The following is a 25,365-nucleotide window of genomic DNA, read 5'->3' as shown; positions in this document are numbered from 1 at the left end:
TCTGGAATAGTGACGGATTTTCAGTTGCCTCACCAAGGTGACAGCCCGCGTTTTGGTGGTGTTGAATATACGCACTTCCCAAGAGGCGGTCAGGCCCTTTCGGTGATCCTTTGCAGGGGAACTCTCCTCGCTCGCACGTCGAGAGTGTGTGCCCATCGACAGGGCCTGACCGCGGAACACCTTCATCGTGGGTCGCACCCGTTCCTGACTGCAGCCCTAACCGCAACGATGTTGCCGCGTGAACGATGGAAACATGATGTTGATCCGCAGCGACCGCGGCGCGACTCCAAGTTCAGCCGCCAGGCTCGGTTCTTGATAGGCGCCGACGGCAACTACGTAACGCTCACCTATTGGCGGTGCGGCCCGGCGTGGTCCGCGCTAGGTTCTAGGGGGTTCGATGGATCGGGTGAGGCGTCATCGCGGTCGCGAGTAGCCCAGCGCGCTAGCCCGCACGGGGTCGTCATCCTCATCGCCGCGGATGTCGCGGTCGCGACTGCGCGCCGTTCTGGGTCCACGGGCACGCGGCGCTCGGCCGCGGTTGAGCTGTCCCTGAGCCGGTGCGGCGTGTCCAGCCGGACCGCGCCGTCGGGGCCGCTGGGTGCAGAACAGCCGGGGTTAGGTCAAGGAAGCGCGACGAGAGCGATGTGGTTTCCTAGGTGGCGGCATCGAATGGGTAACGGGTCGTCCTCGCCGACGCTTCGCCCCGGGCGGGGGAGCGGGGCGGGCGGCAGCGGTGATTGCCGTGGACCCTGCAGGTGATGCTACCAACCGTACCGGCGGAGCTCATATTGACGGCGCCGAACCGGTGCCTTCACCACGACTCGGACCTGGGCTGTTTCGCCTTCGATGGTGAGACGTTTGAGCTGGTTGGGGTACCTGTGAACGTCGGCATCGGTCGGTAGCTGATGTCCGCCCGGGTGACCAACGGCCCGAAGGCCGGTTACCGGCTGGCTGCGCAACTGCAGGTCGGCCACCAAGTGCGGTGGCTGCGGGGGCAGTCGGTGCTACCGAGATGAGCCGCTGGCCGTTGATCAGGGACACACCATGCTAGGGGAACTGTCATGCGACCAGGAGAACTCGATGTCCAAGAAGACACATCAGCAGCAGTTGGCGCGACGCAGGGCGCAGCGTCAGGCCGAGCGCCACCGCCGGCGCAGGATGCTGACCATCACGGTCTCGAGCATCGTCGCGGTGATCGTCGGCGTCTTCGTAGCGCTGGGCAACATCGGCAACGACACGCCCGCGGCTGGCAGCACGCTGTCGGCCTCGACACCGACCAACCTGCCGTCGACCGCGGGTCCGGACAACAAAACCGACGTCGATCCCGACCACGATAGCCGCGGCGGCGCCGAAGCGACCAACCCCACTGGCCTCCGAGGTCAGCTGCAGTTACAAGAAAGTGCCGACAAGGCCAGCAAGGTGGTCAAGAACCCCGCTCACGGCACGACCAAGGCCAGCGGCACCGGCCCACGCCCGGCTTCTCCTCGGGACGGCAGGCCCAGCGTTAAGGCAGTTCGTGACCACCGGGAGCACCGGTAGCGCTTGATGAATCCACGCCACGGACCGAACAGCCGTCTTCGCCATTATCTACCCCCGAGGCGGGTCTGCTGCACGGATAGGTGACATCTGAGTTGGCTTGCGGTGAGGTGGGCCTGGAAGGATGTTGCTGTGCCCAAGCCTTATCCGCGTGAGTTTCGTGATGACGTGGTGCGTGTTGCTCGCGATCGGGGTCCTGGTGTGACGGTCGAGCAGGTCGCGAAGGATTTCGGGGTTCATCCGATGACGTTGTTCAAGTGGTTGTGCCAGGCCGGGGTCGACGAGGGTGCCAAGCCGGGTGTGTCGCGTGGTGGGTCGGCTGAGCTGCGGGAGGCGCGTCTGCGGATCAGGCTGCTGGAGCAGGAGAACGAGGTGCTGCGCCGTGCGGCGGCGTACCTGTCGCAGGCGAACGTTCCGGGAAAGGCTCTACTCGCTCGTGAGCGAGCTTGCCGCCGGCGGGATCCCGGTGGCGGTGACGTGCCGGGTTTTGAACGTCGCTCGCCAGCCCTACTACCGGTGGCTGGCCCGGCCGGTCACTGCCGCCGAGCTCGAGCAGGCCTACCGCGCGAACGCGTTGTTCGATGCCCACGCCGATGATCCGGAGTTCGGGTACCGGTTCCTGGCCGACGAGGCGCGCGATGCCGGTGAACCGATGGCGGATCGGACCGCGTGGCGGATCTGTTCCGAACACCGCTGGTGGAGCGCGTTCGGCAAGAAGAAGCGCGGCAAGAACGGCAAGAGGCCGGGTCCTCCGGTCCACGACGACCTCGTCCGGCGTGACTTCACCGCGACGGCGTCGAGCCAGTTGTGGCTGGCCGACATCACCGAACACCGCACCGCCGAGGGCAAGCTCTATCTGTGTGCGGTCAAGGACGTGTTCTCGAACCGGATCGTGGGCTACTCCATCGACGCGCGGTTGAAGTCCGCGCTCGCGGTCGCCGCGCTGACCAACGCGGTCGCGAGGTGCACGGAGGTGGCCGGCTGTGTTCTGCACACCGATCGCGGGTCGGAGGGCGGATTCAACTGGTCGTCGCAACACTTCGATGAGAGGTGGGGCGATGGGGCATTCGCAGCGTCAGCAGGAGGTCCGGTCCTACCGTGGTCAGGTCCCGTCTCCGGGGAGACCGACGGTGGATTGGCGTGAGGACAGGGTCAGGTTCTGGACCGCGATCGCGAGCGGCGTCAAGACCGAGGATGCGTGTGTCGCGGCACGCGTGTCGGGGCCGGTCGGGTTCCGATGGTTCCGCCACGCTGGCGGCGTGAACCCTCGTCTTCCGGCACAGGTGTCTGGTCGGTACTTGTCGTTCTCCGAACGCGAGGACGTCGCGATCTGGCACGCGCAGAAGGTCAGTGCCCGCGAGATCGCCCGGCGTCTGGGGAGGTCGCCGTCGACGATCTCGCGCGAGCTGCGGCGCAACGCCTCGACCCGGGCCTACTACCTGGACTACAAGGCCACGATTGCCCAGTGGCATGCCGAGCGGCGCGCACGTCGTTCGAAGACCGCGAAGCTGGTGGCAACCACCGTCTGCGCGCGTACCTCCAGGACCGGCTCGCCGGCGTCGTGCACCTGCCTGACCAGACGATCGCCGGTCCGGCAGGACCGGCGTGGAAGGGCCGGAACAAGCCGCACCGCGGCGACCGTCGCTGGGTGACGGCGTGGAGTCCGGAGCAAATCGCGAACAGGCTCGAGGTCGACTTCGGTGATGATGAGTCCATGCGGATCAGCCACGAGGCGATCTACCAGGCGCTCTACGTGGAGCGCCGCGGGGCGTTGAAGCGGGAACTGGTCGCCTGCCTACGCACCGGACGCGCGCTGCGCGTCCCGCGGGCCAGGAACCGGCAGCAGGCGTGGGGTCATGTCACCAACGACGTGTTGATCAGCCAGCGTCCCGCCGAGGCCGAGGACCGCGCGGTACCTGGCCACTGGGAAGGCGATCTGATCATCGGATTGCAACGTTCGGCGATCGGCACCCTGGTCGAGCGCACTACCAGGTTCACGATGCTGATCCACCTGCCCCGCGAGGAGGGATACGGCACCATCCCGCGCACCAAGAACGGGCCAGCGCTCGCGGGCTGTTGCGCGATCACCATGAAAAACCGGCTCGCCGAGACCATGACCACCCTGCCCGAGCAACTGCGCCGGTCACTGACCTGGGACCGCGGCAAGGAACTCTCGGCCCATGCGCAGTTCAAGGTCGAGACCGGCATCCCGGTGTTCTTCGCGATCCTCACAGCCCCTGGCAACGCGGGAGCAACGAGAACGCCAACGGCCTGCTGCGCCAGTACTTCGCCAAGGGCACCGACCTCTCTCGCTGGAGCCAGGAAGAGATCCAGGCCGTCGCCGCCGCCCTGAACAACAGGCCACGCAAGACACTCAACTGGAAGACCCCCGCCGAAGCCCTCGACGGACAACTACGCTCGCTCCAACAAGCCAGTGGTGCGACGATCGATTGAATCCGGTCAATTTCGGTCCAGGAAGTTCGTACGTGCGCTCGCTCGCCGCGACCTCGCCGGATCCATGGGACGGGTCGGCGCCGCCGGCGACAACGCCGCCATGGAAAGCTTCTTCGCGCTGCTGCAGAACAACTCCTCAACCGACGCACCTGGCCCACCCGCGGCGAACTCAGAATCGCAATAGTGACCTGGATCGAACGGATCCACTACCGCCGCAGACGCCAATCCGCACTCGGCCGGTTGACCCCCATCGAGTACGAAACGATCAGGACCACGCCAGCCAGCCAGGCTGCGTGACCCGAACTGTCACCTGTCCGTGCAGCAATCCCAGTGGCCTGCTGTGTGTGTGGGTGCGGTGCGTCGTGGTGTACCCGGACCTGATGAGTTCTTCGGTGTTGAAGGTGCGTGTGTCGTCGCGGTTATTACTCGTGACATGGGGCACGCTCGTGCTGGATGTTGAGGCTGGCCAGGGCTGGCGGGCTGGGCACGTGCGGGGTTGTCGCGGTCGTCCGGCCGTTGGCTTGCATGACGCTTCGTGCTTCGGGGGACCGATGGGTGGTGCGTGTGGCGCAAGCGGGTCTGGGAGTTTGCCGAGGACTCGTGGTGGGTCTCGACGTGGACCGACGACCACAGCTGCGCAGCCGAGCGGTCGCTGCACCTGGTGGTGGACAGCTACGCCGCCGGCAAACACCCCACGATCAAGGCAGAGCTGGCCGACAACCCAGCGTCAACATGCACTTCACCCCACCCGCGCTTCCTGGATGAGCCGAGGTGTAGTTCTCCATCGTCGAACGCCAAGCCATCCACCGCGGCACCTTCCCGATCCGTCCGCGACCTGACGGCCAAGACCCGATCGCTCTGTAACGCTGCCCCAGACCTCGGTGAGATCGCAAGGGCGATCCGGGCGGCGGTTGCGTTGACAGCGGCGTGGCTGACGTTTCTTCGTTGCTGAGCCAGCCCAGCGTCGTGCTGGCCCGCTGTACTGGTCTCCTTGTGGACATTCCCGTCGTCGATGACCGCGTTCGAACCGATCACGCGCATGCGGTCGTGGGCTTCGATGGGGCGGTTGATCTTCCTGTTCGGTGCTACGGCGGCGCCGATCAACCTACTGCCCGATGTCTGGCGACGGATCGCTCAGGCGTCGCCGCTGTACGGCGTGCATGGTCTTCCGGCCGAGATCGCGGCTGGTACGCGTTCCGACGGGCCGCTGGCGGGCGCCCGGTGAGTCACCGGTCACCCAGGCGGTGAGCCGGTCCCGGGCCAGGCCCACTGCCGCACCTGTGTGGCTGTGTCAGTCATCATCGAGGTTCCGCTGCCGGGTGCCACGGGCACCCGGCAGCAGGGGATGGTTCTTCTTCAGTTCAGGACCGCAGTGTGCCGTTGATTGTGAAGTTGTCGTAGATGGTGGAGCCGGGGCTGGTCTGGTCCATTTGGACGATGGATCCGGTGTCGTCGACGGTGAGGAGCGCGACGGTGCCGTTGGCGTTGGTCTCGGCGGCCAGGTGCATGATCGCCGAGCCGTTGCGGATAAGGGTCCATGGGGTCCATGTGGCGGCGCCGGGGTCGGTCTGGGACCGTTGGTACATGGCGTTGGAGGCGTCGGTGGCTATCAGGTCGAGTTTGCCTGTGCCGTCGCGGGCCACGGCCACTTCGCTGACCAGCTGGTTGGAGGGGTCGGTGAGTTGGGTGAATTCGGTCCAGGTACCGGCGTTGGGGCTGGTCTGCTCGCTCTTCCAGACCCGTCCGTGCGTGTCGACGGCGAAGGACTCGATCACGTTGTCGTTGTCGGTTTCGGCGGCGATGGACGTGAACTCGGGAACTGGGGCGCCCGTGAATGTGAAGGGCGTCCATGATGATCCCCACGTGGAGGCGCCGGCCGAGCTCTGGGCATTGAAGAACGCCGTGCCATCCTTGTTGACACCCAGTCCTTCGATGACGCCGTTCTGGTTGCGGGCGATGGCGACGGACTGTAGGAGACCGTTCACCTGGGACCAGCCGACGAACCCCGGCATGTCGACCTTCGCTTGCTGGCGCTGGAAAATGCTGCCGGTGTTGGTCAGGCCCATCAGTTGCACACGGGTATCGGCATTGGCGTCGGCGGCGGTTGAGAGCCACTCTCTGTTGGCTGACTGTGTCCAGGCATTCCAGGTATGCGCGTTCGGCGCTGTCTGGTTGCTGAAGAACATGTTACCCGGCGCGGAAACGGTCCCGAACGCCTGCAGCGCGCCAGTGCTGGTCTTGGCCAGGGCTACGGAGGAACCCTCAAGCGTAGGCGGGACGTAGAGCAGAGCGTTTCGCGACGAACTGGGCAGGCCGGTGATCTGGCCTTCAGTAGCATTGCTGATGATTTGTGCCTTGACTGCTGCCGCGAGCTGGACATCCGGCACGGTGGAAAATTGGCCCGTGCCAAGCAACATCGCCACCGCCCCCGCCACATACGGCGCGGCGAACGACGTACCCGAGGAGGTAACGGTCGCGGTAAAGGACGCCCAGCTGTCCGATTGGAGGTTGGTTCCTGGTGCCCAGATACTGACACATTGACCGAAGTCCGAATATGCGGCGTAGCCGTCATTGGTGGCGTTGGTCGCGCCGACGCTGATCGTGCCGGCAGCGGCTGCCAGAGGATCGCCGCAGTCGTCAATCGGATGCGTGTTCGGCCTCAGTGCCTCTCCGGCGGCGGTCACCACGGGAATGCCGTGCTGAATCGCGCTCTCCACCGCGGCGACGATGGCCGGAAAGGAGCCTGAAGCGCAAGCAGTAGGCTGTCCAGGGCCGTCCGGGTCCACGCATTCAGGTCCCAGGCTCAGGTTGATGACGGCAGGCTTGATGCCGTTCGTGATCACATAGTTGATGGCATTGATGATGGGATCGTCAGTATCCGCATTCCCCTTACAGTCGAATGCTCGCAGAGCCACGAGCTGTGCGGCCTTCGCGACGCCGTACCTGGCGCTGGCCGCGAGCCCCGCCACGGCTGTGCCGTGCCCGAGACAGTCGTCCGAATTGGGGTGCGCCGGTGACTCGGAGGTAACGAAGTTCGGTCCGAGTGTCACACGTGTGCCGAAATCAGGGTTGGCCGCTCCGGTCACTGGATCGATTGCGTGGATCCCGGAATCGACGACGTATATTCGCACGCCGGCTCCTGCGGTGCCCTGGTAGCGGAAGCGATCATTCAGCGGCTGCTGCCGCTGGTCCAGCCGATCGATCCCCCAGACATCCGCACCCACCACTGAGGGTTTCACCTGTGTGCTGTTGGTGTGATACCGGTGCTCTTGCTGGACCCAGGCGACATTCGGGTCGGCCGCAAGTTTCAGCGCCTGGTCGGCATTCATACTCACGGAGAACCCGTGCAGTGCGGCCTGCCAGACGTTCTTGACGTGCCCCTGATACGCGTGCGCCAGTTGTTTCGCGCTCGTCGGAACACCATGCGCCGTGACCCAAGCGTCGTCCTTCAGACCGACGATGTACTGCCCGGCGGTGGCGCCGGAATCCGCACCGAGAATCCTCGGTGCAGACCTCGCTGGCTCCGGCATCATCTTGGCACCAGCGGCCCAACCCGCCGTGGCTACCAGGGACGAAACAGCGACCACCAATGCCGCGAGCCGGGACAATCGTCGTGGCCTACTAGTGGTCCGTGTTTGAAGTGGTCTGACGGTTGGCTTTCCTGAGGATTTGGTCGGCGGTCTTGGTCCAGACGAAGGGGTGGCAGCGGTCGTTCCAGCCGTCGATGAAGGCCCGGATCTTGGTGTTGAGGTCGCGTACGGAGTTGAAGGTGCCGCGGCGGATGGCCTGGCGTTCGATGATGCCGAACCAGACCTCGACCAGGTTGAGCCACGATCCGGACGTCGGGGTGAAGTGCGCCTGGATACGCGGGTTGGCTGCCAGCCAGGCACGGATCTCGGGGCGCTTGTGGGCGGCGTAGTTGTCCATCACCAGGTGGAGTTCGGTGCCGTCCCCGTGGTCGGGGTAGGCCTTGGCGACCTGCTTGAGGAAGGCCAGGAACTCCTGGTGGCGGTGCCGGGGCTTGACCGCTGCGGTCACCGTGCCGGTGGCGATCTCCAGGGCCGCAAAGAGCGTGGTGGTGCCGTGCCGGACGTAGTCATGGGTGCGCCGCTCGGCCAGCCCGGGTTGCATCGGCAGCGTCGGCTGGGTCCGGTCCAACGCCTGGACCTGCGACTTCTCGTCCACACACAAAACGATCGCGTTCTCCGGCGGCGCCAGATACAACCCGACCACATCGGTGACCTTGGCGACCAGTTCGGGATCGGTAGAGAACTTGAACGTCTCCACCCGCCACGGCTGCACCCCGTAATCGCGCCAGGCCTTGGCCACCGTGCCATTACTCACTCCCAGACGAGCGGCCATCAGCCGGCTCGACCAGTGCGTCACCCCCAGCCGCTTCGGTGGCGGCTTCAGCGTCTCCGCCACGATCTTGCGATGGTCGACCACCCGCGGCCGCCCCGAACGCGGCGCATCATCCAACCCGCCCAGCCCCCGCTCGGCGTACCGCTCCCGCCAGCCGATCACCGTCGGCCGCGAAACCCCCACCCGCTCCGCGATCGCCGTATTCGCCTCACCGTCGGCCGCCAGCAGCACGATCCGCGCCCGCTGCGCCAGACCCGCCCGGCCCGACGACGACCGAGCCATCCGCAACAACCGCTCCCGATCACCCTCACGAAGAACCAGCGCAGCAGCAGGTCGATTCGCCATACCCCATCCTGACGCACACCAACCGTAAATCAACTAACTACACGCGACACTAGGACCAGAATTGACGATCTCTTGCTTCGCCCATGCAAATCAATCACGCTCCCCTGCATCGCTACAGCTCCTTGTTGCTCCGCCCAGGACAGGGCGGTCCGGCGCCCAGCGAACACCGTTCCCCTTCGCGTCGACATGAGCAGTTCCTGCTCAGAAACGACTACCCGCAGGTCCATGGCAGCGGGCCGCTGCCATCACGTCGCGGGGGTCCACCACTTGGACCGGCCTGGAACGCGGGCCCGGAGCGTTCGCGGGTTTGATGGATGGGGCCTACGCCGTCGTCGGTGCTGACCCCAACTATCCGCCGCTACTTTGGCCCTGGAGGCACGTCGGGAGTCCAGCTTCTGATGTCGTCAGCGCCGATGATCAATCCCGGGTGCGACTTGGCATCGAACAGGAAGGAAATGAAGTGGTTCTGGTTGCGGCCAGTATCTGGCTGGTCATCGCGATGCACAGTTCCGCGATGAACGCGATCTCAGTTGCATCGTCGAGGGGAGTTCGGCGAACCTTGACATCAGGGACGTATCATCAACCAAGGCGAGCGCTTCCTTGGCCTGAAACTCGATCGGGTGAAGGCCAGCCTCCGCCGGCGCGGGCGAAGCATACCCCAAGATGCACCGAGTTTCCATCGCGACCAGCAATCCCGCCACGCAACGCAGGGGTACGAGATCACCGCTCGCATGACGGCTGAAGTGTCTTGTTCCTGCAATGGCCGTTGGAGGCTGAGTGCCGGAACTACGCCTGCGATGCCCGTTTTGAGTAGCGGATGCTCAGGCTGGCGGGATGGGCGGGAGAGAGGGTGGGAGTTGGGACACGGGGCTCGGGTGGTCGAGCCGAAGTGCCGGGCCCGTCAGCGTACCTGCAACGGAAGTGATCATCATGCATCCCACCGCTACGAGCGCGCTCGCCGCCGCGCACGGGACAGAGGTCGATGCGGAGACCGTCTCGGTCTCCGCACCGGTCCACCCCCGGCCGATGATGCGCCCGGCCCCTGCCTTAGCAACGACGGCATTGGATTCTGGCACGCTGCCAGACAGCGGGCAGGCGCCCCCAAGTAGCGACATGGGGCCGCTGGTGCAAGAACGAGTGATGGCCATCGACGCACGCTTGGACTCGACACAAGCGTCAGGCGTGCGACACCAATTTCCAACAGAGGAAATGCATTACCTGGTCAACGGCTTTCAGCAGTCTGAGATGCTGTCCGAGCGTCGGTGTGCGATGGCTGAATGCGTTCGTCGCGGACGCGGTTGGAAGGTTTCTTATTCAGGAAATTCGTTGGTCGTCGGCCATGTCGTTGGCATGCTGCATCTTGCTGTGCTGATCGCGAATCCGATGCGGGAGATCCCCGCGATAGAGCTGGCTGGCGGTGCTAACGCTCTCGGCGCGTCATCGGCACGACGTACCGCGGGGTCACAAATGCTGCTCGACCACGAAGCAATCGCCAACTACCGCCGGCGCCTGACTGAACTACGAGCGGAGACCGATCGGCTCAGCGCTTTGGGCGACCAGCAACGCGCCGCCGATCTTCAGGCTGAGTTCGACTGGCTCGTAGGTGAACTGGCAGCGGCATCAGGGCTGAGCGGACGAGCGCGAAACTTCACGGACAACCACGAACGGGCCCGGATTGCGGTCGGCAAGGCGATCCGGCGGTCCATAACTCGAATCGAGCGGGTCGATCAGATCGTGGGACAGCATCTGAGAGAGAGTATCTACACTGGGATGCGCTGCGTGTATCTGCCTGCCTGAGACATCGCATAGCTGCGTTCGTCGTACGAGATCGGACCTTCGCGCCAAGAACGCGGCAGCGTTGCACTGGCCGCTCGCGCCCACGTCGGCGCTGACCGACCGGTCAAGAACGGCCGCGGCATGCGGGTCACGCGCACCAGGCTCGGCGCTGGCTTTGACCGGGAGAAGTGACGTCGTTTCTCGTGGATGTCGCTGGAGCTTAGTTCCTGGAAGCAAGTCTCCGTAAATTCTGACCTCGGTCGAGGGCTTGGTGCGAGCGGTAAGTTCCTCGATCCCTCGTGGTCCTCTCGCCGGACACGGTCGGCGTGTAGCCATTCACCGTTGGTGCGATAGTCCCGCGAACTGGCCAGTCGGGGACATGTTGGTTTTGATCAGAGAGGCATGATGATGGATCTGGAAGTGCCGCACATCGAAGTACACGTTACGTCCGTGGCGCGGGCGCGCGAGTTCTACGTAGACAAGCTCGAGTTGGTAGTGCTGTATGACATACCGGAGCTGGACCTGTTGGCGGTGCGGGCGGGGCCGGTACGGATCTCGATATTCGGCGGGTATATGCCGCGGGAGGATGGGGACGAGCTTCGGTGCGGCACCCACCTGATCTTCCGTACGACGGACCTGAACCGAACGATCGCGGCGCTGACGGAGCGAGGCGTGGCGTTCACCGGGGAGGTGGTCGAGGCTAGCGCGTTCATCAGGGACATCGCCACGACCGACCCGGATGGGAACGTTGTGGAGTTCGCGGAGTATCTGCGTGATCCTTTGAGCGGCGCACCTGGCGGATCCGTCGGCGGATAGCTACGAACGTCCGAATCATCCGTTCGGGACGCTTGCGCGGGACGGTCAGGTCGACTGGCGGGCGAGCCGGTGGTAATCGGTCCCGAGCGCGATGAGTAGATGGGCCTTGCCGGAGCCGGAGTCACCGATCGGACCCAGTGGCAGGCCGTCCTTGACCCACTCGCGGTCAAGTCCCTTGTACTGCTGCGTGCTCCTGATGGGGTATGCGGCGAGCGCGGCAGATCGTCAGTTCCGATCTCGGGGTTGGTGTTTGTGATGGTTGTCAGGCGGCAGCGGGCCAAGATCTCGAGGCCGAGGTAGCGGCGTCCTTCGCCCCATTGGTCGGTCTTCTCGGCCAGCCCGCCGCCTACGCGTGGTCGGTGCGGCGGGTTTGTTGGACGGGATCTGGCTCCATACGTCCTCGGGGAAGGGGGTGAAGGCGAGGACGTCCTCGCCTGCAGCGGCGGCGTAGTCCACAAGACGGTCGCTTGGCGTGCGCCGCGGCGTCGGTTTGGTCGTAGACCAAGTGCAGCATCGCTTGTCGCCGCCGGCCACATACTGTTGGGACAGGTGCTCATCGGTTCGCGGCGTAGTGGGTGCCGCTGCGTCGCCGGCTGGCGGCAGGCAGGTTGGCAGCGATCGCCTTGCACGGGCTGACGTGGGCGTCGGCAGTGATGAGCCGGGTGCCGGCCACCGCGGGCCGAATGGAACGGGATGGAACACCACTACCTGAGAAGCCATTGTGCATCAGTAACGGAAGGACGACATAGTAAGAATGACTGCACATCAAGTGCCGGAACGGAATGCCGCTACACCCACCGCTCCGGCTCTCGCTCGTCCTTTGCCGCTCAGGCTTACCGGCCTAGTCGCAACTGTTGCCGGGGTTCTGACGATAACTGGAGCAGCCACACTAATTGCCCAGTCACGCGACCTCGCGGACAAGACAGCCCGAGATGTGGCAGGCGGCCCGGACCTGCTGGGTACGCAAGCGATCCAGGATGCGATCGACCAGGCAGCTCATACCCTGCTCCTGCGCGGTGTCGTAGCGCTCGTCGCTGCGGCTTTGACGCTGACCTTCGCCGTGTTCGCGCGAAACGGATCGTTGGTTCCCCGCCTCATTGTCGTGTTGGCGCTTTTCTGGACGGCTGGCATCAACACCCTCATCGTGATGGATGTGGCAGGGAGCGTGACCAAGGTCGCCGGCACCGTCTCTGCTGTTGTGTGCCTGTTCGCCGTCGTGATGGCGCTTCTGCCGGCCTCCGGGCGATACAGGAAGGCGCTCAATCAGCGCGACGACTGAGCTTTCCGCTGGCCCCAGAACAGAGCCAGCGACATCCCTCAGCGCACCTGCCAAGTTTCGTGCAGGCGGCTCGTTGAGGGTGTCTGTCCTGTGGGCGATCGGAACAGGGACGCAAGCGACCACCGACCGCCAGCAGAGGCCGATGTAGTCCATCGCCAACCGAGCGATGATCGGCGGACGAAGGAGATCAGGAATGGGCACCCCACTATCCAGCAGGCATCGCGTCGGCAGAGATGGGGATGTGCTGGTGGCGTGGGCGGCCCGATCTGTCAGGTGAGGTGACGGCTGCCGCGGCTGTGTTGATGACGATAGGTGCGCCATACGCCCGTGAGTCGGTTCGAGTTGATGGTCAGTACCGGGATCCCAAAGACGCACCAGGACATCAGTCCGCGTGCGTTCTATGGCCCGAACTTCGTGGATGACAATCACGCCGATGTAGATGACCGCTATGGCTCGGGATCGCTCTCTGGTGCTATCGGCAGAAAAGGCAATGGCGTGGCCAACCAAGTCGACTTAGTTAGTTTTCGGAGCCTCGGACGTAATGGTATCGGCACGTCCTCGAGCACATCCGGGTGGGTGGGTGGAACCGCGGTTCAGGCCCGCGGTGGCCCGTTCTCGGCATCACTGGTGTTTGTGTTGATGTCGATACAAATTTACCTATTCCATGCGACCCCCGACGGCGTGCCGATCGACAATTAGACGCATTGTCTGCTAAAAGCAATTTCGGGGCACTGTGTGGATGTCTGGGTACCTGGTGAGCAGGTGAACCTCGACACGGCTGCTTTTGACGTTGCCTGCAGCGTTACGCTCGTCCTCCCGGCGTCTCTGCTGGATTCGCTGCAGGTGCAGCCGCTTTGCTTTGTCAGATCCTAAGTTTGCGAATGCTAATCCGGGCAGGTCGCAGACCAGATCGTCAACAAGGTCGGTCGAAGGGCGTACTTCAAGACTTGGTTCCAGACTCTCCGAACAAGCTGCACGATGCCACCCGGAAGCTTCACCGTAGGTTCGGTTGTGCGGCCGGCGCCTGCGGCGAATGGTCTGCTGGATTCGATTGGCGTGAGTCCCAGTTCTCGGATCGTGGGGCGTTTCCAGACCAGCACGACTATCGCCGGTCGTCAAATGGCCGTGCGGCCGCGGCGTCCACAGGCTCTTGGTGTCCGTCTACTACGTTCGTTACAACGGGTTGGGCGTCGGTGGCCGCTCAGCGTAACGCCAATGGCAAATTGAGTTGGTTGGTGCGACTGCGAACAACGAGTTATGGCACCGTCAGCAGGCATTGGTCAACACGAACGCGTGGACGGGCTGATCGCAGCTGGACAACCCGAGCAGCTTGGGAATCACTGCTATCAGTCTGAAGTTAATGGCAACAATCGTCTGGTGATGCTCGACTCCAACTCGGACGGCGAGGCGTTCTACCGGTCCCAGACGGCCGCGAATGCCGTTGCGTGGACTCCGTGGAGTGCGTTGCCGTTCGACGGTCCGGTCCGCAGGCTTACTGCGGAGGCTAACTCCGATGGGACGGTAGGGCTTTCAAGGCCAGATGGTTTGCAGGCGACATGTGTCCTCTGACCCGGCTCACGTCAGCGGAGGTGTGCGGGCACAGGGTACCGATTTGCCCCTAAAGCAGCGACCGGCTTGCCTCGTGAGGATGAGGCGAGCCGGTCGGGGGTTGGACTGTCAGGCGTTCAGCGCGGCTTCAATCCGCTTCCTTGCGACCTCCTAGTGTCGCGTGTAGTTAGTTGATTTACGGTTGGTGTGCGTCAGGATGGGGTATGGCGAATCGACCTGCTGCTGCGCTGGTTCTTCGTGAGGGTGATCGGGAGCGGTTGTTGCGGATGGCTCGGTCGTCGTCGGGCCGGGCGGGTCTGGCGCAGCGGGCGCGGATCGTGCTGCTGGCGGCCGACGGTGAGGCGAATACGGCGATCGCGGAGCGGGTGGGGGTTTCGCGGCCGACGGTGATCGGCTGGCGGGAGCGGTACGCCGAGCGGGGGCTGGGCGGGTTGGATGATGCGCCGCGTTCGGGGCGGCCGCGGGTGGTCGACCATCGCAAGATCGTGGCGGAGACGCTGAAGCCGCCACCGAAGCGGCTGGGGGTGACGCACTGGTCGAGCCGGCTGATGGCCGCTCGTCTGGGAGTGAGTAATGGCACGGTGGCCAAGGCCTGGCGCGATTACGGGGTGCAGCCGTGGCGGGTGGAGACGTTCAAGTTCTCTACCGATCCCGAACTGGTCGCCAAGGTCACCGATGTGGTCGGGTTGTATCTGGCGCCGCCGGAGAACGCGATCGTTTTGTGTGTGGACGAGAAGTCGCAGGTCCAGGCGTTGGACCGGACCCAGCCGACGCTGCCGATGCAACCCGGGCTGGCCGAGCGGCGCACCCATGACTACGTCCGGCACGGCACCACCACGCTCTTTGCGGCCCTGGAGATCGCCACCGGCACGGTGACCGCAGCGGTCAAGCCCCGGCACCGCCACCAGGAGTTCCTGGCCTTCCTCAAGCAGGTCGCCAAGGCCTACCCCGACCACGGGGACGGCACCGAACTCCACCTGGTGATGGACAACTACGCCGCCCACAAGCGCCCCGAGATCCGTGCCTGGCTGGCAGCCAACCCGCGTATCCAGGCGCACTTCACCCCGACGTCCGGATCGTGGCTCAACCTGGTCGAGGTCTGGTTCGGCATCATCGAACGCCAGGCCATCCGCCGCGGCACCTTCAACTCCGTACGCGACCTCAACACCAAGATCCGGGCCTTCATCGACGGCTGGAACGACCGCTGCCACCCCTTCGTCTGGACCAAGACCGCCGACCAAATCCTCAGGAAAGCCAACCGTCAGACCACTTCAAACACGGACCACTAGGAACTTGGCTATCGGGTACTACTTCCGCGATATTGAGGACCAGCCTGCGAGCGCCGACTTGATCCCAAACGCCCGGGCGGTACTCCGAGCGCACATCTTGGGTTAGACACGTCGACAGAAACGCTCCGACGAAAGGGGGAATATGGATGCATGGGCAATCCTGGTCACCGGGCAGTAGGTCTCATCGCCGGTCAGATCGGTGGGTGGCTTCAAGGGCGGTTAGACGCCGGCGCTGATCGGTGGCGGCGGCAGTCGAAGGGGGGCGGACGCATTCTGCGCGATCGGAACCGCACGCGGCGATGTGAGTATTCCCTACTCACGACGTGCAGTTGCCCCATCGGCGAGCATGCTCGTCGGTGCATCTGTCGCCGCTACACGTGGCCTGGGATGTCCCGGGTGGAGCTGGACGCTCGAGTGCTCGCTGACCGAAGGGACCAACGGTGCCTGGATTTTTGGCCTCAAGATTCTCCGCTGCTGCCGCGACCGTAGCGCTGTCAGTAACCGCGGTCGTGCTCGCGACGCTGATCCCGGCATCGGCATCGCCCGCCCCGTCCCCGCATCCGGTTGTTCTCGGGAATAACTCCGGTGCTGCCATCCCCGGAAAATACTTCGTCAAACTCAAGGACAACACCTCTGTCCGCAACCACGGACTCGCCGCACGCTCCAACTCCCTCGCCAGCGGACACTCCGGAAAACTCGCCCGCGTCCTGGAAGGCGCCGTCCACGGCTTCTCAGCGATGATGAACCCCGAGGAAGCACAAAAGCTCGCCGCCGAACCCGACGTCGAATACGTCCAACAAGAACACACCTACCAAGCACAGACCACGCAGTTCTCTCCGCCCTCCTGGGGCGTGAACCGCCTCGATCAGCGCACAGGCACAGACGATAGCTATAACTATATCGGGTCAGCCGGCGCCGGCGTTCACGCCTACATCATCGACTCCGGCATCCGAAAGAACCACCCCGACATCAACGGCCGGGCCGACGAAGTGGGCTTCAACGCGATCGACGGCAGCACCAACACCGACGACTGCACAGGCCACGGCACCTACAATGCCGGCATCGTCGGAGGAACCCAGTACGGCGTCGCCAAGAAGGTCTCACTCGTCGCGGTCAAGATCTTCGACTGCTCAGGTAGCACGGATAGCGAAGACCCGATCATCGCCGGCTTCAACTGGGTCATCGCGCACGCGAAGAAGCCGGCCGTGATCAATCTGAGCATCGGATCGATCTGCACGGATGGCGGAGTCCCTGCCCCCTGTCCCGGTGGCGATTCGCAGGGCATCATCGACGCGGAGAAGGCTGCCATTGCTGCGGGCATCACCGTGGTGACCAGTGCGGGAAACGAAGACGCCAACGCCTGTTTCAACCCCGTCGGATCTGCTGGCGGCACCATCAACGTCGGCGCCACCGACGCTTCCGACCGAATCTGGAATGACCTCCCTGGCGTGGGCTCCAACTGGGGCGGCTGCGTGGACATCTTCGCCCCCGGCAGCAACATCGTCTCCATCGGCGGCATCAGGCACCCTGACCCGAACGACCCGAACGAGGTCGATCCCGACCCCCGCACCGCGAGTGGCACATCGGCGGCCGCGCCACATGTCACCGGTGCGGTCGCGCTGCTCCTGGGAACGCCGAAGTTCGCGACCGCGACACCCGCCGAGATCGCCGCCGAACTCGATGCACAGTCAACCCGCGGCATCATCCAGGGCCTTCCCGACGAGTTGTCGCCGAACAAACTGCTGTTCGTCCGGCCCACCTCCCCCCGGACCGGGACCACCGTGGCGCTGGCACGCAACGCCAACGGGAAGCTGTCGATCTTCGGAACCAACGCCGACAGCTCAACCACCACCAGCACCGACCTCGGTGGGCACATGTTCACCGGCACCCAAACGGACACCCCGAGCCTTACCTGGCCCACGCAATGGACTCCGTCCCACGGTCAAGGCTACGCGTCTGTGGCCGCCGGTACGGACGGGAGCGGGACCAGCAAGATGGTCCTGGTCGGCCTGACTGCCGAAGACGAAGTCTTCCACCGCCAGCAGGCGGCCGCGAACTTCCAGACCTGGCTGGGGCAATCACAACTCGACGGATCACTGACGTCGTCTACTGTGGCCCCGAATGCCGATCGCCGATTGATGCTGATCGGAGCCGACAAGCACGGCGGACTCCGCTACCGCAGCCAGCGTATCGCCGGAGACGACACCAGCTGGGGCCCCTCGGGAACGATCAGTTTCCTCGGTGATGCACAAACCGTCACTGCAGCACCCGACTCCCTAGGACGGATCAACATCTTCATCGCCGACACCCACGGCGTGATCTGGTACACCCGACAGACCGCCGCAAACGCCGACACCTGGCAAGGCATTACACCGCTCGCGGATCCCGAGCACCGGTTGATGAACGAGATCTCAGTTGTCCGGAACGGTGAAGGTAAGCTCGATCTGTTCGGAACTTCAGCGGACGGTTTTGTGCGGCACAGGGTCGAGACCGTTCCGGGCTCGGATGGCAATTTCGGTTCTTGGAGCGATCTCTCTTTCAAAGTTGCTTTCCATTTGTCAGCAGCAACCGACGTCCATAACCAGATCGTGGTGGCCAGCGTCGATTATGCCGGAGACACCTGGCAGAGCACCCAAATCCCCGGCACGAACACCTTCACGGGATGGTCCATGATCAGCGGCCTCTCGCTGCGCCCGTAAGATCGTTCCGCGCCGGACAGCAGCGCCATCCCCGCGACCCGTCGGCGTTGACACCGGTCGCGACCATCACCGCGATCTTGATCACCCGACCGCCCTCGCGGACCTTCATCGTCAACGCATCAGCCGCCAGGAACGTGTACGGACCCTCGGCCAAGGGTCGTTCGCGGAAGTCACGGACCAGTTCGTCCAAGTCCCGAGCCATCACGCTGACCTGCGACCTGGACAGGCCGGTGATGCCCAGTGACTGCACCAGCCGGTCCATCCGCCTGGTCGACACCCCGAGCAGGTAACACGTCGCCACCACACTGGTCAGTGCTGCCTCGGCGCGGCGGCGCCGCTCCAGCAACCAGTCCGGGAAGTAGCTGCCCTCCCGCAGCTTCGGCACCGCGACATCCAGCGTCCCGACCCGGGTGTCGAGCTCGCGGTGGCGATACCCGTTGCGGGAGTTCACTCGGTCCGGGTCACGTGTCCCGAACGCGGCACCACACACGCTGTCGGCATCGGCGGACAGCAGCGTGTTGATGAAGCCTTCCATCAACTCGCGCAGCAGGTCCGGGCTGGCCTGCTCGAGATGTTCGTGCAGGAACTCGGCAGGGTCGATACTGGAGCCAGCGGTCATCGCGGTTTCCTTCTTCGAGTCGGTTGTGAGAGATCACTCGAAGGATCACCCGATGACCGCGTTCACGTCTCCGCCACGCGTCACCAGGAACTCGTCGTACACCACTCTGCTGGACTCAACTGAAAACGGAAGATCTCTCTTTTGTGCACCGCACTCCTCACACGGTGGAAGCACGACCCCGGCGGCGCCCAGGTCGTTCAACGCATACGCCAGCCGAACCAGCGCCAGCGGGACATGCGGTGAGGCAGCAACAAGTGCTGAAGGATGCTCGGCCGGGTGATGATCGATAGCCCGCAGCGACGGTAACTTCGAGCAGCCTGCCCTTGCCAGTGCATCGCCTGTGAGCTCCGCGCTCACCTCAGCGCAGCTAGCCATGATCCGGGTGACCACACTGCCGGTCAGGGCCGCGAGGTCGATCCGGGTGTAAGTCATGTCAGGTCCGGTCGGCGGATCGTGGTCCGCCGGACTGGCGGCGCCTGGCCGGTCGCGTCGCCGCGGCCGGTCTTGCGGACCTCCGCGTTGACCACATCGACCTCGATCAGATCGTTCGGGGAACAATCGAACACGTCACACAAGGCGGCCAAGGTGTCCATCGACAGCCGCTGCGGAGGCTGGGTCACCAGCCGGAACACCTGTTCGCGGGACAGATAGACACCGCGCTCGGCCAGCAGCGGAACCAGATCACTGGTCTGGAACAAATCGCGTGCAGCCATCACGTGGCGCAGCTTCCAGACGATCCCCATCTTCCGGATCACGCACAACCTCTCCTTCTGGATCCCACAATTCGCTGTGCCGAGCCCGCAGCGCCCGCTGGACGAGCCGGTTGCGGTACTCATCGGACACTCCCGAGTAGATCGCCGTCGTCGAGGCGTACTGGTGACCTACCTGCTCCTGGACGAACCGCTCGGGGTAGTCGAACTCGATCAAGTGCGTCACATAGGAATCCCGCAGACAGTGCAGATCCAGCTCCACCGGCAGACCGGCGGCGGCTCGAGCAGCCTCGAAGGCCTCGTCCAGCCGACGAAGGGAGATCCTGCCGCGCCTCTCCGTCACCCACAGCGCCGGGTGCTTACCGGGACGGTCTGGCATATCAGGCAGACGGCGGCCGGTGGCACGACCTGGACAGCGCCGAGCACGGTCACCAGCGACCCCGGGGCCACGATGGTCGCCGCCGGACGTCACCATGACGGGCGCGTCGACACGTTCGCGATCTTCGGCGACGGCTTCCTCAACCATGCTGCGCAGACATCAGCCGGCTCTGCTTCGTACAGCGCCTTCGCCTCAATCCCCAACGACACCCTCATTAGATCGATCAGCGCCTCCGTCAACAACGCAGACGAGATCGACCTCATCGCCGTCGACGCATCCGGAAGAGTCCTCGAAAGCATCGAGACGGGCCCTGCCACCAACACCTGGCCTGCCTTCACCGAGATCGGCTCGGCTGGCACAATCCAGTCATCAACCCGTCTCCGCCGCTGGGCTTCCCCTCGTAGTGTGGAGACATCCCCTTTGAGGTGAGGGTGATGGCTGAGGCGAGACGGAAGTTTGATCTGGAGTTCAGGCAGGGCGCGGTCCGGATCGTTCGGGAGACCGGGAAACCGATCGCGCAGGTGGCCCGGGAGCTGGGCGTGAACGCGGGCACGTTGGCGAACTGGGTGGCCAGGGACCGGCGGGCGCACGGTGGCGACGGGCAGTTGAGTGAGGACGAGCGGGCCGAGCTGGCCAGGTTACGCAGGGTGAACGCCGAGCTGGCGATGGAGCGCGATCTGCTCAAGCGCTCGGTGGCCCTCTGGGTCAAGGATGCGATGGGCCGGTAGCCGTGGCCGGGTTCATCGCCGCCCAGAGGGACGCCGACCGGGTGCCGCACGCGACCAGTTGCCGGGCCCTGGGGGTCAGCCAGGCGTGGTTCTACAAGTGGCGACATGGCGACGCCTCGGCGCGGTACGCGCGACGCGAGCAACTGAAGATCGCGATCCGACGGTGGTTCGCGAAGCATCACGGAACCTATGGGTCGCCGCGGATCACCGCGGACCTGCGCGATGAGGGCTGGCAGGTGAGCAGGAACACCGTCGCCAAACTCATGGCCGAGCTCGGTCTGCAGGCTCGACGGAAACGTCGCCGCAAGCAGACCACCCGCCCGGGCCGGGGGAAGTGGCGGGCACCGGACCTGATCCGTCGACGGCCGCGCTGAGCATGCCGGTCGGATTCCGCGTGACTTCGCCACCGACCGGCTGAACCGTAAGTGGTACGGCGACGGCACCGAGATCGGCACCGACGAGGGCAAGCTCTTCTTGGACTCGGTGCTGGACATGGGGTCTCGGCGCATCGTCGGGTTCGCGGTCGGGGAACATCACGACGCCGACCTGGCGAGGGCGCGTTGGTGATGGCGGTCGCCGTCCGCGGCGGCAAACCCGCGGTCGCCGGGGTGATCATGCACGACCACGAGCCGCAAGACAACCAGGCAGCATGAACGACCCGTCTCCCGCGCACCGAGTCTGACCTCGTCCTCGCCGGCGTCAAGGCCAAACCCTCCGGGTGGCCTCCGGCCAGCCCTGACCCCCGCCCCGGGCGAGGCCCCCAGCAGCCAGCGGGAGGCCAGCCAACAACCGAAACAACAAAACTCAAGTCTCTACGGTTTCAGGGGATTGCCGCTGACGTGCAACTCCCGGCCCTAGTGCGAGACGGATCCGAGAGCAGCAGCGGCCGATTCTCCGGCAGGTTTGTGCGGTCACACCTCGGGCCAGGCCGCGGTGTTTCGCTGGGGTCCCGGTCCGATGTCGGCGGCGCTCGAAAACTGAACACTTTCGGCGGTGAAAAGTGAGCACTCGACGATGGGAGAGTGATCACTTTGGAGGACTGGGCGCTGATCAGGAGGTTGGCGGCAGAGGGGGTGCCGAAGGCGCGGATCGCGGAGCGTTTGGGGATCTCGCGGACGACGGTGATCAAGGCGGTCAACTCGGACGCGCCGCCCCGGTATGAGCGCAAGCCGGCACCAACGTCGTTCACGGCGTTCGAGCCGCGGGTGCGTGAGTTGCTGGAGCAGACGCCTGACATGCCGGCCACGGTGCTGGCCGAGCGGGTCGGGTGGACCGGATCGATCCGGTGGTTCCGCGAGAACGTGGCACGGCTGCGGCCGACGCACCGGCCCATCGATCCGGCTGACCGGATCGTATGGGCACCTGGTGATGCGGCCCAGTGTGATTTGTGGTTTCCGCCACGGAAGATCTCGTTGGAAGACGGCAGCGCGAAGTTGCTGCCGGTGCTGGTGATCACAGCTGCGTACTCGAGGTTCATGGCGGCGCGGATGATCCCGACGCGCAAGACCGAGGACCTGCTGCTGGGGTCGTGGGAACTGATCCAGCAGCTGGGGCGTGTCCCGCGCCGGCTGATCTGGGACAACGAACCCGGCATCGGCCGCGGACAGCGTCGCGCCGAAGGCGTTGGGGCGTTCATGGGCACGCTGGCCACCAAACTGGTCCTGCTTCCGCCCAGAGACCCCGAATCCAAGGGCATTGTGGAGCGCCGCAACGGCTGGTTCGAGACCTCGTTCATGCCCGGCCGGGCGTTCACGTCGCCGGCAGACTTCAACGCCCAATTCACCGACTGGCTGACGCGGGCCAACGCACGAGTGGTCCGCACCATCAAGGCCGCACCGACGGACCTGGTCGACGCAGATCGGGCCGCGATGCTGGCGTTGCCGCCGATCCCGTTGCATCTGGGCTGGCGCAACAAGATCCGGCTGGGACGCGACTACTACGTCCGCCTCGACACCAACGACTACTCCGTCGACCCGACCGTGATCGGCCGGATGGTCGACGTCGCCGCAGACCTCGAACGCGTCCGGGTCCGCGCAGAAGGCCGCACCGTCGCCGAACACCCCCGCGTCTGGGCCAGACGAACCACCATCACCGACCCGACGCACGTTCAGACAGCCGCCTGGCTGCGCAAACAGTTCCAGCAACCCCGCGCCGTCGTCGCTGGTGATGATCTGGCCCGGGATCTCAGCGACTACGACCGCGCATTCGGGCTCACCGCCGAGGAAGGAATCAGCTGATGGCTGCCACGAAACCCACCGCGAAGCCGACCGAAGCGGTCAAGCAGATCACCTATCTGGCCGCCGCGCTGAAAGCACCCCGGATCACCGAGGCCGCCGCCCGGCTGGCCGACCAGGCCCGTGATGCCGGCTGGACCCATGAGGACTACCTCGCAGCCGTTCTCGAACGCGAAGTCAGCGCCCGCAACTCATCCGGCGCCCGACTACGAATCCGCGCGGCCGGGTTCGATGCCGTCAAGACCCTCGAGGACTTCGACTTCGACGCCCAACCAGCAGCACGCCAACAGATCGCAGCACTCGCATCAGGCGGGTTCCTCACCGAGGCCCGCAACGTCGTACTCCTCGGCCCGCCCGGCACCGGCAAAACCCACCTGGCCACCGCCCTGGGAGTCGCGGCCGCCAGACACGGACACCGAGTCCTGTTCGCCACCGCGACCGACTGGGTCACCCGGCTCACCGACGCCCACCGCGCCGGCAAGCTCCCGAACGAGCTCGCCAGGCTGCGCCGCTACGGGCTGATCATCGTCGACGAGGTCGGCTACCTCCCGTTCGAGCAAGACGCCGCGAACCTGTTCTTCCAACTCGTCTCCTCCCGCTACGAACACGCCTCACTCATCCTCACCAGCAACCTGCCCTTCTCCGGCTGGGGCGGCGTCTTCGGCGACCAAGCCGTCGCCGCAGCCATGATCGACCGCATCGTCCACCACGCCGACGTCCTCACCCTCAAAGGCGCCAGCTACCGACTCCGCGGACGCGGCATCGACAGCCTCCCCAGCATCCGCACCACCACCGACCAAACGCAGTCCTAGACTGCCAACAACCGCTCACTTTTCAACCGCCGAAACCGACCAGCTTTAGAGCGCCGTCGACATCCGATATGGTCTGGCCAGCCGGGCTCCCGGACAAGCCGGACCATGCAGCCCGAACTCCCGATCAAACTTGCGTCTCGTCAGCAGCCCCTACTGGCAGCGCGCTCAGGACCTCCGTTCCGACCGCATATATCCTGAGTGATGCCGTGAGCCCCATGCATCGGTCTGGGCTCTGCACGGGGGACGGGGCGAACAGTAGCCCATCGCAGATGCGCACGACATCGTCAGTCTCACTTGCCTCTCCCTGGAGATGCGCCTAGTACGACAGCCGGAGTTCGTGATCTCTGTGTGGCGGTCCCGGACGCGAGGCGGCCACCGTTTGATGATCTCGGGTTGTGTGGACTCAAGAAGATCTCGGGGTGGCCGCGGGCCAAAGCATAGACCCTGGTCGTTGGCGGGTGGAGTTCGATGCGTTGATGGCGCGGATCGCATCTCGGTTCGCCCGATTGGAGTCACGGCGGCTGGCGCGGGACGCGGTTGCGGGGTTGATGTCGGGCTTGGCGGTGAAGAACTGCTGGACGCTGGCTGAGCACGCTGGACACGACTCGCCTGATGGCCTGCAGCACCTGCTGCGGAAGGCGAAATGGGATACCGATGGAGTGCGTGACGACCTGCGCCGGTATGTCGTGGAGCGGCTCGGCACGGTTGATACCATGCTGGTGGTGGTCGAGACCGGCGACCTCAAGAAGGGCGCCCATGCCGTTGGGGTGCAGCGCCAATACACCGGGACCGCCGGGCGGATCGAGAACGCCCAGGTCGCGGTCTATCTGACCTATGCCAGCGCCGACGGGCACGCGTTGATCGACCGGGAGCTGTATCTGCCGCGGGTCTGGGCCGACGACACCGACCGGCGCGAGCAGGCCGGTGTCCCGGCGACGGTGAAGTTCGCGACCAAGCCAGCGTTGGCCACCGAGATGATCACCCGCGCCCTGGACGCCGGCGTGACTGCGCGCTGGGTCGCCGGTGACGAGGTCTACGGTGCCGACCCGAAACTGCGTAAGACCTTGGAGGACCGCGGTGTCGGGTATGCGCTCGCGGTCGCGTGCAGCCACCCGGTCCGCACCGGCGTCGGCAAGATCCGCGCCGACGCACTCGCCGCGAGCCTGCTCAGCAAGGCATGGCAGCGGCTGTCGGCCGGTAACGGCTCCAAGGGGCCACGGTTCTACGACTGGACCTGGATCAGCATCGAACCCGAACCGGGGGCAGTGCCCAGTGGCGGTCGAGGGCAGCGGTGGCTGCTGGTTCGCCGCAACAACGCCACCGGCGAGCTCGCCTGCTACCGCTGCTGGTCACGGGCACCGGTCCCGCTGTGCGAACTGGTTTGCGTCGCCGGCCGCCGCTGGACGATCGAAGAATCCTTCCAAGCCAGCAAGACCCTCACCGGACTCGATCAGCACCAGGTCCGCCGCTGGACCAGCTGGCACCGCTGGACCATCCTCGCGATGCTCGCCTACGCACTCCTCGCCGTCCTCACCGCGACCGAACGAGCCGAAACCCCAACCCCACGAGGCCTGATTGCGTTGACCTGCAACGAGATCCACCGCCTGTTCAACACCCTCATCGTCGAGCCGATACGAGACCTGCGACACCGGCTGCACTGGTCGACCAGGAGACGCCGACACCAACACCGCGCCCGAATCAGCCACTACCAGCGCCGAGAAGCCTTCCTAGCATGAACGTCACGAAGTCCGGCTGTCG

20 protein-coding genes and 5 pseudogenes are annotated in these 25,365 nt (G+C 65.0%); 17 read left to right on the top strand and 8 right to left on the bottom strand.

The genetic code is table 11. The annotated features are described in order from the left end of the window. Positions 1–1,080: 1,080 nt before the first annotated feature. The 6 genes and pseudogenes from OG876_RS00630 (at position 1,081) to OG876_RS00610 (ending at position 5,215) form a co-directional block, all read left to right on the top strand. Positions 1,081–1,539: a hypothetical protein gene (locus tag OG876_RS00630; RefSeq protein ID WP_328522757.1), complete on the top strand. Its 459-nt coding sequence runs from the start codon at positions 1,081–1,083 to the stop codon at positions 1,537–1,539. A gap of 102 nt (positions 1,540–1,641) precedes the next feature. Continuing rightward, positions 1,642–1,893 (top strand): annotated as a pseudogene (locus tag OG876_RS43850) (transposase); the annotation flags it as partial. 79 nt (positions 1,894–1,972) lie between these two features. Next, positions 1,973–2,680, top strand: coding sequence for a DDE-type integrase/transposase/recombinase (locus tag OG876_RS00625; RefSeq protein ID WP_328522756.1), 708 nt, complete (start codon positions 1,973–1,975; stop codon positions 2,678–2,680). Beyond that, positions 2,595–3,990, top strand: a pseudogene (locus OG876_RS00620) (IS30 family transposase). The gene OG876_RS00625 and the pseudogene OG876_RS00620 overlap by 86 nt, the downstream one beginning before the upstream one ends. Then, a pseudogene (locus OG876_RS00615) lies at positions 3,956–4,287 on the top strand (integrase core domain-containing protein); the annotation flags it as partial. The pseudogenes OG876_RS00620 and OG876_RS00615, both read left to right, overlap by 35 nt. A gap of 715 nt (positions 4,288–5,002) precedes the next feature. Next, positions 5,003–5,215 (top strand): hypothetical protein, encoded by a 213-nt coding sequence (locus OG876_RS00610; RefSeq protein ID WP_328522755.1) that lies wholly within the window; start codon positions 5,003–5,005, stop codon positions 5,213–5,215. Between the two features lie 136 nt (positions 5,216–5,351). Here OG876_RS00610 and OG876_RS00605 read toward each other — a convergent pair whose 3' ends face one another. From OG876_RS00605 to OG876_RS43845, 3 genes are all read right to left on the bottom strand, one after another. Beyond that, entirely contained in the window at positions 5,352–7,523 is a 2,172-nt protein-coding gene (locus tag OG876_RS00605) for a S8 family serine peptidase (protein WP_328522754.1), read from the bottom strand. A gap of 88 nt (positions 7,524–7,611) precedes the next feature. Next, positions 7,612–8,697 carry an IS630 family transposase gene (locus OG876_RS00600; protein ID WP_442914071.1) on the bottom strand — a complete coding sequence of 362 codons (1,086 nt, stop codon included), beginning with the start codon at positions 8,695–8,697 and terminating at the stop codon, positions 7,612–7,614. Positions 8,698–9,188: 491 nt separating this feature from the next. Further along, on the bottom strand, positions 9,189–9,458 hold the full coding sequence (locus OG876_RS43845) for an aromatic amino acid lyase (protein WP_442914213.1): 270 nt from the start codon (positions 9,456–9,458) through the stop codon (positions 9,189–9,191). A gap of 169 nt (positions 9,459–9,627) precedes the next feature. Between OG876_RS43845 and OG876_RS00595 the strand changes: the two genes are divergently transcribed. Both OG876_RS00595 and OG876_RS00590 read left to right on the top strand, forming a co-directional pair. Next, the gene (locus tag OG876_RS00595) at positions 9,628–10,494 is read left to right on the top strand and encodes a hypothetical protein (RefSeq protein WP_328522753.1); all 867 of its coding nucleotides are present in this window, start codon (positions 9,628–9,630) and stop codon (positions 10,492–10,494) included. Positions 10,495–10,875: 381 nt separating this feature from the next. Further along, the gene (locus OG876_RS00590) at positions 10,876–11,289 is read left to right on the top strand and encodes a VOC family protein (RefSeq protein ID WP_328522752.1); all 414 of its coding nucleotides are present in this window, start codon (positions 10,876–10,878) and stop codon (positions 11,287–11,289) included. 224 nt (positions 11,290–11,513) lie between these two features. Here the strand turns inward: OG876_RS00590 and OG876_RS00585 are convergent. Then, positions 11,514–11,962: pseudogene (locus OG876_RS00585) on the bottom strand (transposase); the annotation flags it as partial. A gap of 261 nt (positions 11,963–12,223) precedes the next feature. On the opposite strand from OG876_RS00585, the gene OG876_RS00580 reads away from it, so the two are divergent. The 4 genes from OG876_RS00580 to OG876_RS00565 all read left to right on the top strand — a co-directional run bounded on the left by OG876_RS00580 (position 12,224) and on the right by OG876_RS00565 (position 18,125). Then, entirely contained in the window at positions 12,224–12,568 is a 345-nt protein-coding gene (locus tag OG876_RS00580; protein WP_328522751.1) for a hypothetical protein, read from the top strand. A gap of 327 nt (positions 12,569–12,895) precedes the next feature. Then, positions 12,896–13,267, top strand: a complete 372-nt coding sequence (locus OG876_RS00575; protein WP_328522750.1) for a hypothetical protein — start codon at positions 12,896–12,898, stop codon at positions 13,265–13,267. A 1,073-nt stretch (positions 13,268–14,340) separates the two neighbouring features. Then, complete coding sequence (locus OG876_RS00570; RefSeq protein ID WP_442914071.1) at positions 14,341–15,426, top strand: IS630 family transposase; 1,086 nt, start codon at positions 14,341–14,343, stop codon at positions 15,424–15,426. Between the two features lie 440 nt (positions 15,427–15,866). Further along, positions 15,867–18,125 carry a S8 family serine peptidase gene (locus OG876_RS00565; protein WP_328522749.1) on the top strand — a complete coding sequence of 753 codons (2,259 nt, stop codon included), beginning with the start codon at positions 15,867–15,869 and terminating at the stop codon, positions 18,123–18,125. A 31-nt stretch (positions 18,126–18,156) separates the two neighbouring features. Here OG876_RS00565 and OG876_RS00560 read toward each other — a convergent pair. The 4 genes and pseudogenes from OG876_RS00560 to OG876_RS00545 all read right to left on the bottom strand — a co-directional run. Continuing rightward, a pseudogene (locus OG876_RS00560) lies at positions 18,157–18,744 on the bottom strand (transposase); the annotation flags it as partial. Between the two features lie 45 nt (positions 18,745–18,789). Continuing rightward, positions 18,790–19,176 carry a hypothetical protein gene (locus OG876_RS00555; protein ID WP_328522748.1) on the bottom strand — a complete coding sequence of 129 codons (387 nt, stop codon included), beginning with the start codon at positions 19,174–19,176 and terminating at the stop codon, positions 18,790–18,792. Next, positions 19,173–19,499 carry a helix-turn-helix domain-containing protein gene (locus OG876_RS00550; RefSeq protein ID WP_328522747.1) on the bottom strand — a complete coding sequence of 109 codons (327 nt, stop codon included), beginning with the start codon at positions 19,497–19,499 and terminating at the stop codon, positions 19,173–19,175. The genes OG876_RS00555 and OG876_RS00550 overlap by 4 nt, the downstream gene beginning before the upstream one ends. Continuing rightward, the gene (locus OG876_RS00545; protein ID WP_328527036.1) at positions 19,426–19,833 is read right to left on the bottom strand and encodes a tyrosine-type recombinase/integrase; all 408 of its coding nucleotides are present in this window, start codon (positions 19,831–19,833) and stop codon (positions 19,426–19,428) included. The genes OG876_RS00550 and OG876_RS00545 overlap by 74 nt, the downstream gene beginning before the upstream one ends. A 434-nt stretch (positions 19,834–20,267) precedes the next feature. Between OG876_RS00545 and OG876_RS00540 the strand changes: the two genes are divergently transcribed. From OG876_RS00540 to OG876_RS00520, 5 genes are all read left to right on the top strand, one after another. Next, positions 20,268–20,561, top strand: coding sequence for a transposase (locus OG876_RS00540; RefSeq protein WP_328522746.1), 294 nt, complete (start codon positions 20,268–20,270; stop codon positions 20,559–20,561). A gap of 2 nt (positions 20,562–20,563) precedes the next feature. After that, positions 20,564–20,935: an IS3 family transposase gene (locus tag OG876_RS00535; protein WP_328522745.1), complete on the top strand. Its 372-nt coding sequence runs from the start codon at positions 20,564–20,566 to the stop codon at positions 20,933–20,935. A 648-nt stretch (positions 20,936–21,583) separates the two neighbouring features. Then, on the top strand, positions 21,584–22,798 hold the full coding sequence (istA, locus tag OG876_RS00530; protein WP_328522696.1) for an IS21 family transposase: 1,215 nt from the start codon (positions 21,584–21,586) through the stop codon (positions 22,796–22,798). Next, positions 22,798–23,607, top strand: coding sequence for an IS21-like element helper ATPase IstB (istB, locus tag OG876_RS00525; protein WP_328522695.1), 810 nt, complete (start codon positions 22,798–22,800; stop codon positions 23,605–23,607). The genes istA and istB overlap by 1 nt, the downstream gene beginning before the upstream one ends. Positions 23,608–24,083: 476 nt before the next feature. Next, positions 24,084–25,343, top strand: a complete 1,260-nt coding sequence (locus OG876_RS00520) for an IS701 family transposase (RefSeq protein WP_328522744.1) — start codon at positions 24,084–24,086, stop codon at positions 25,341–25,343. The last annotated feature ends 22 nt before the right edge of the window (positions 25,344–25,365 follow it).

This window comes from Kribbella sp. NBC_00359 (assembly GCF_036097425.1).
In the GTDB taxonomy this organism is placed as follows: Bacteria; Actinomycetota; Actinomycetes; order Propionibacteriales; family Kribbellaceae; genus Kribbella.
Note: the sequence above shows the minus strand (reverse complement) of the source record. Positions and strands in the feature narration are given on the sequence as shown.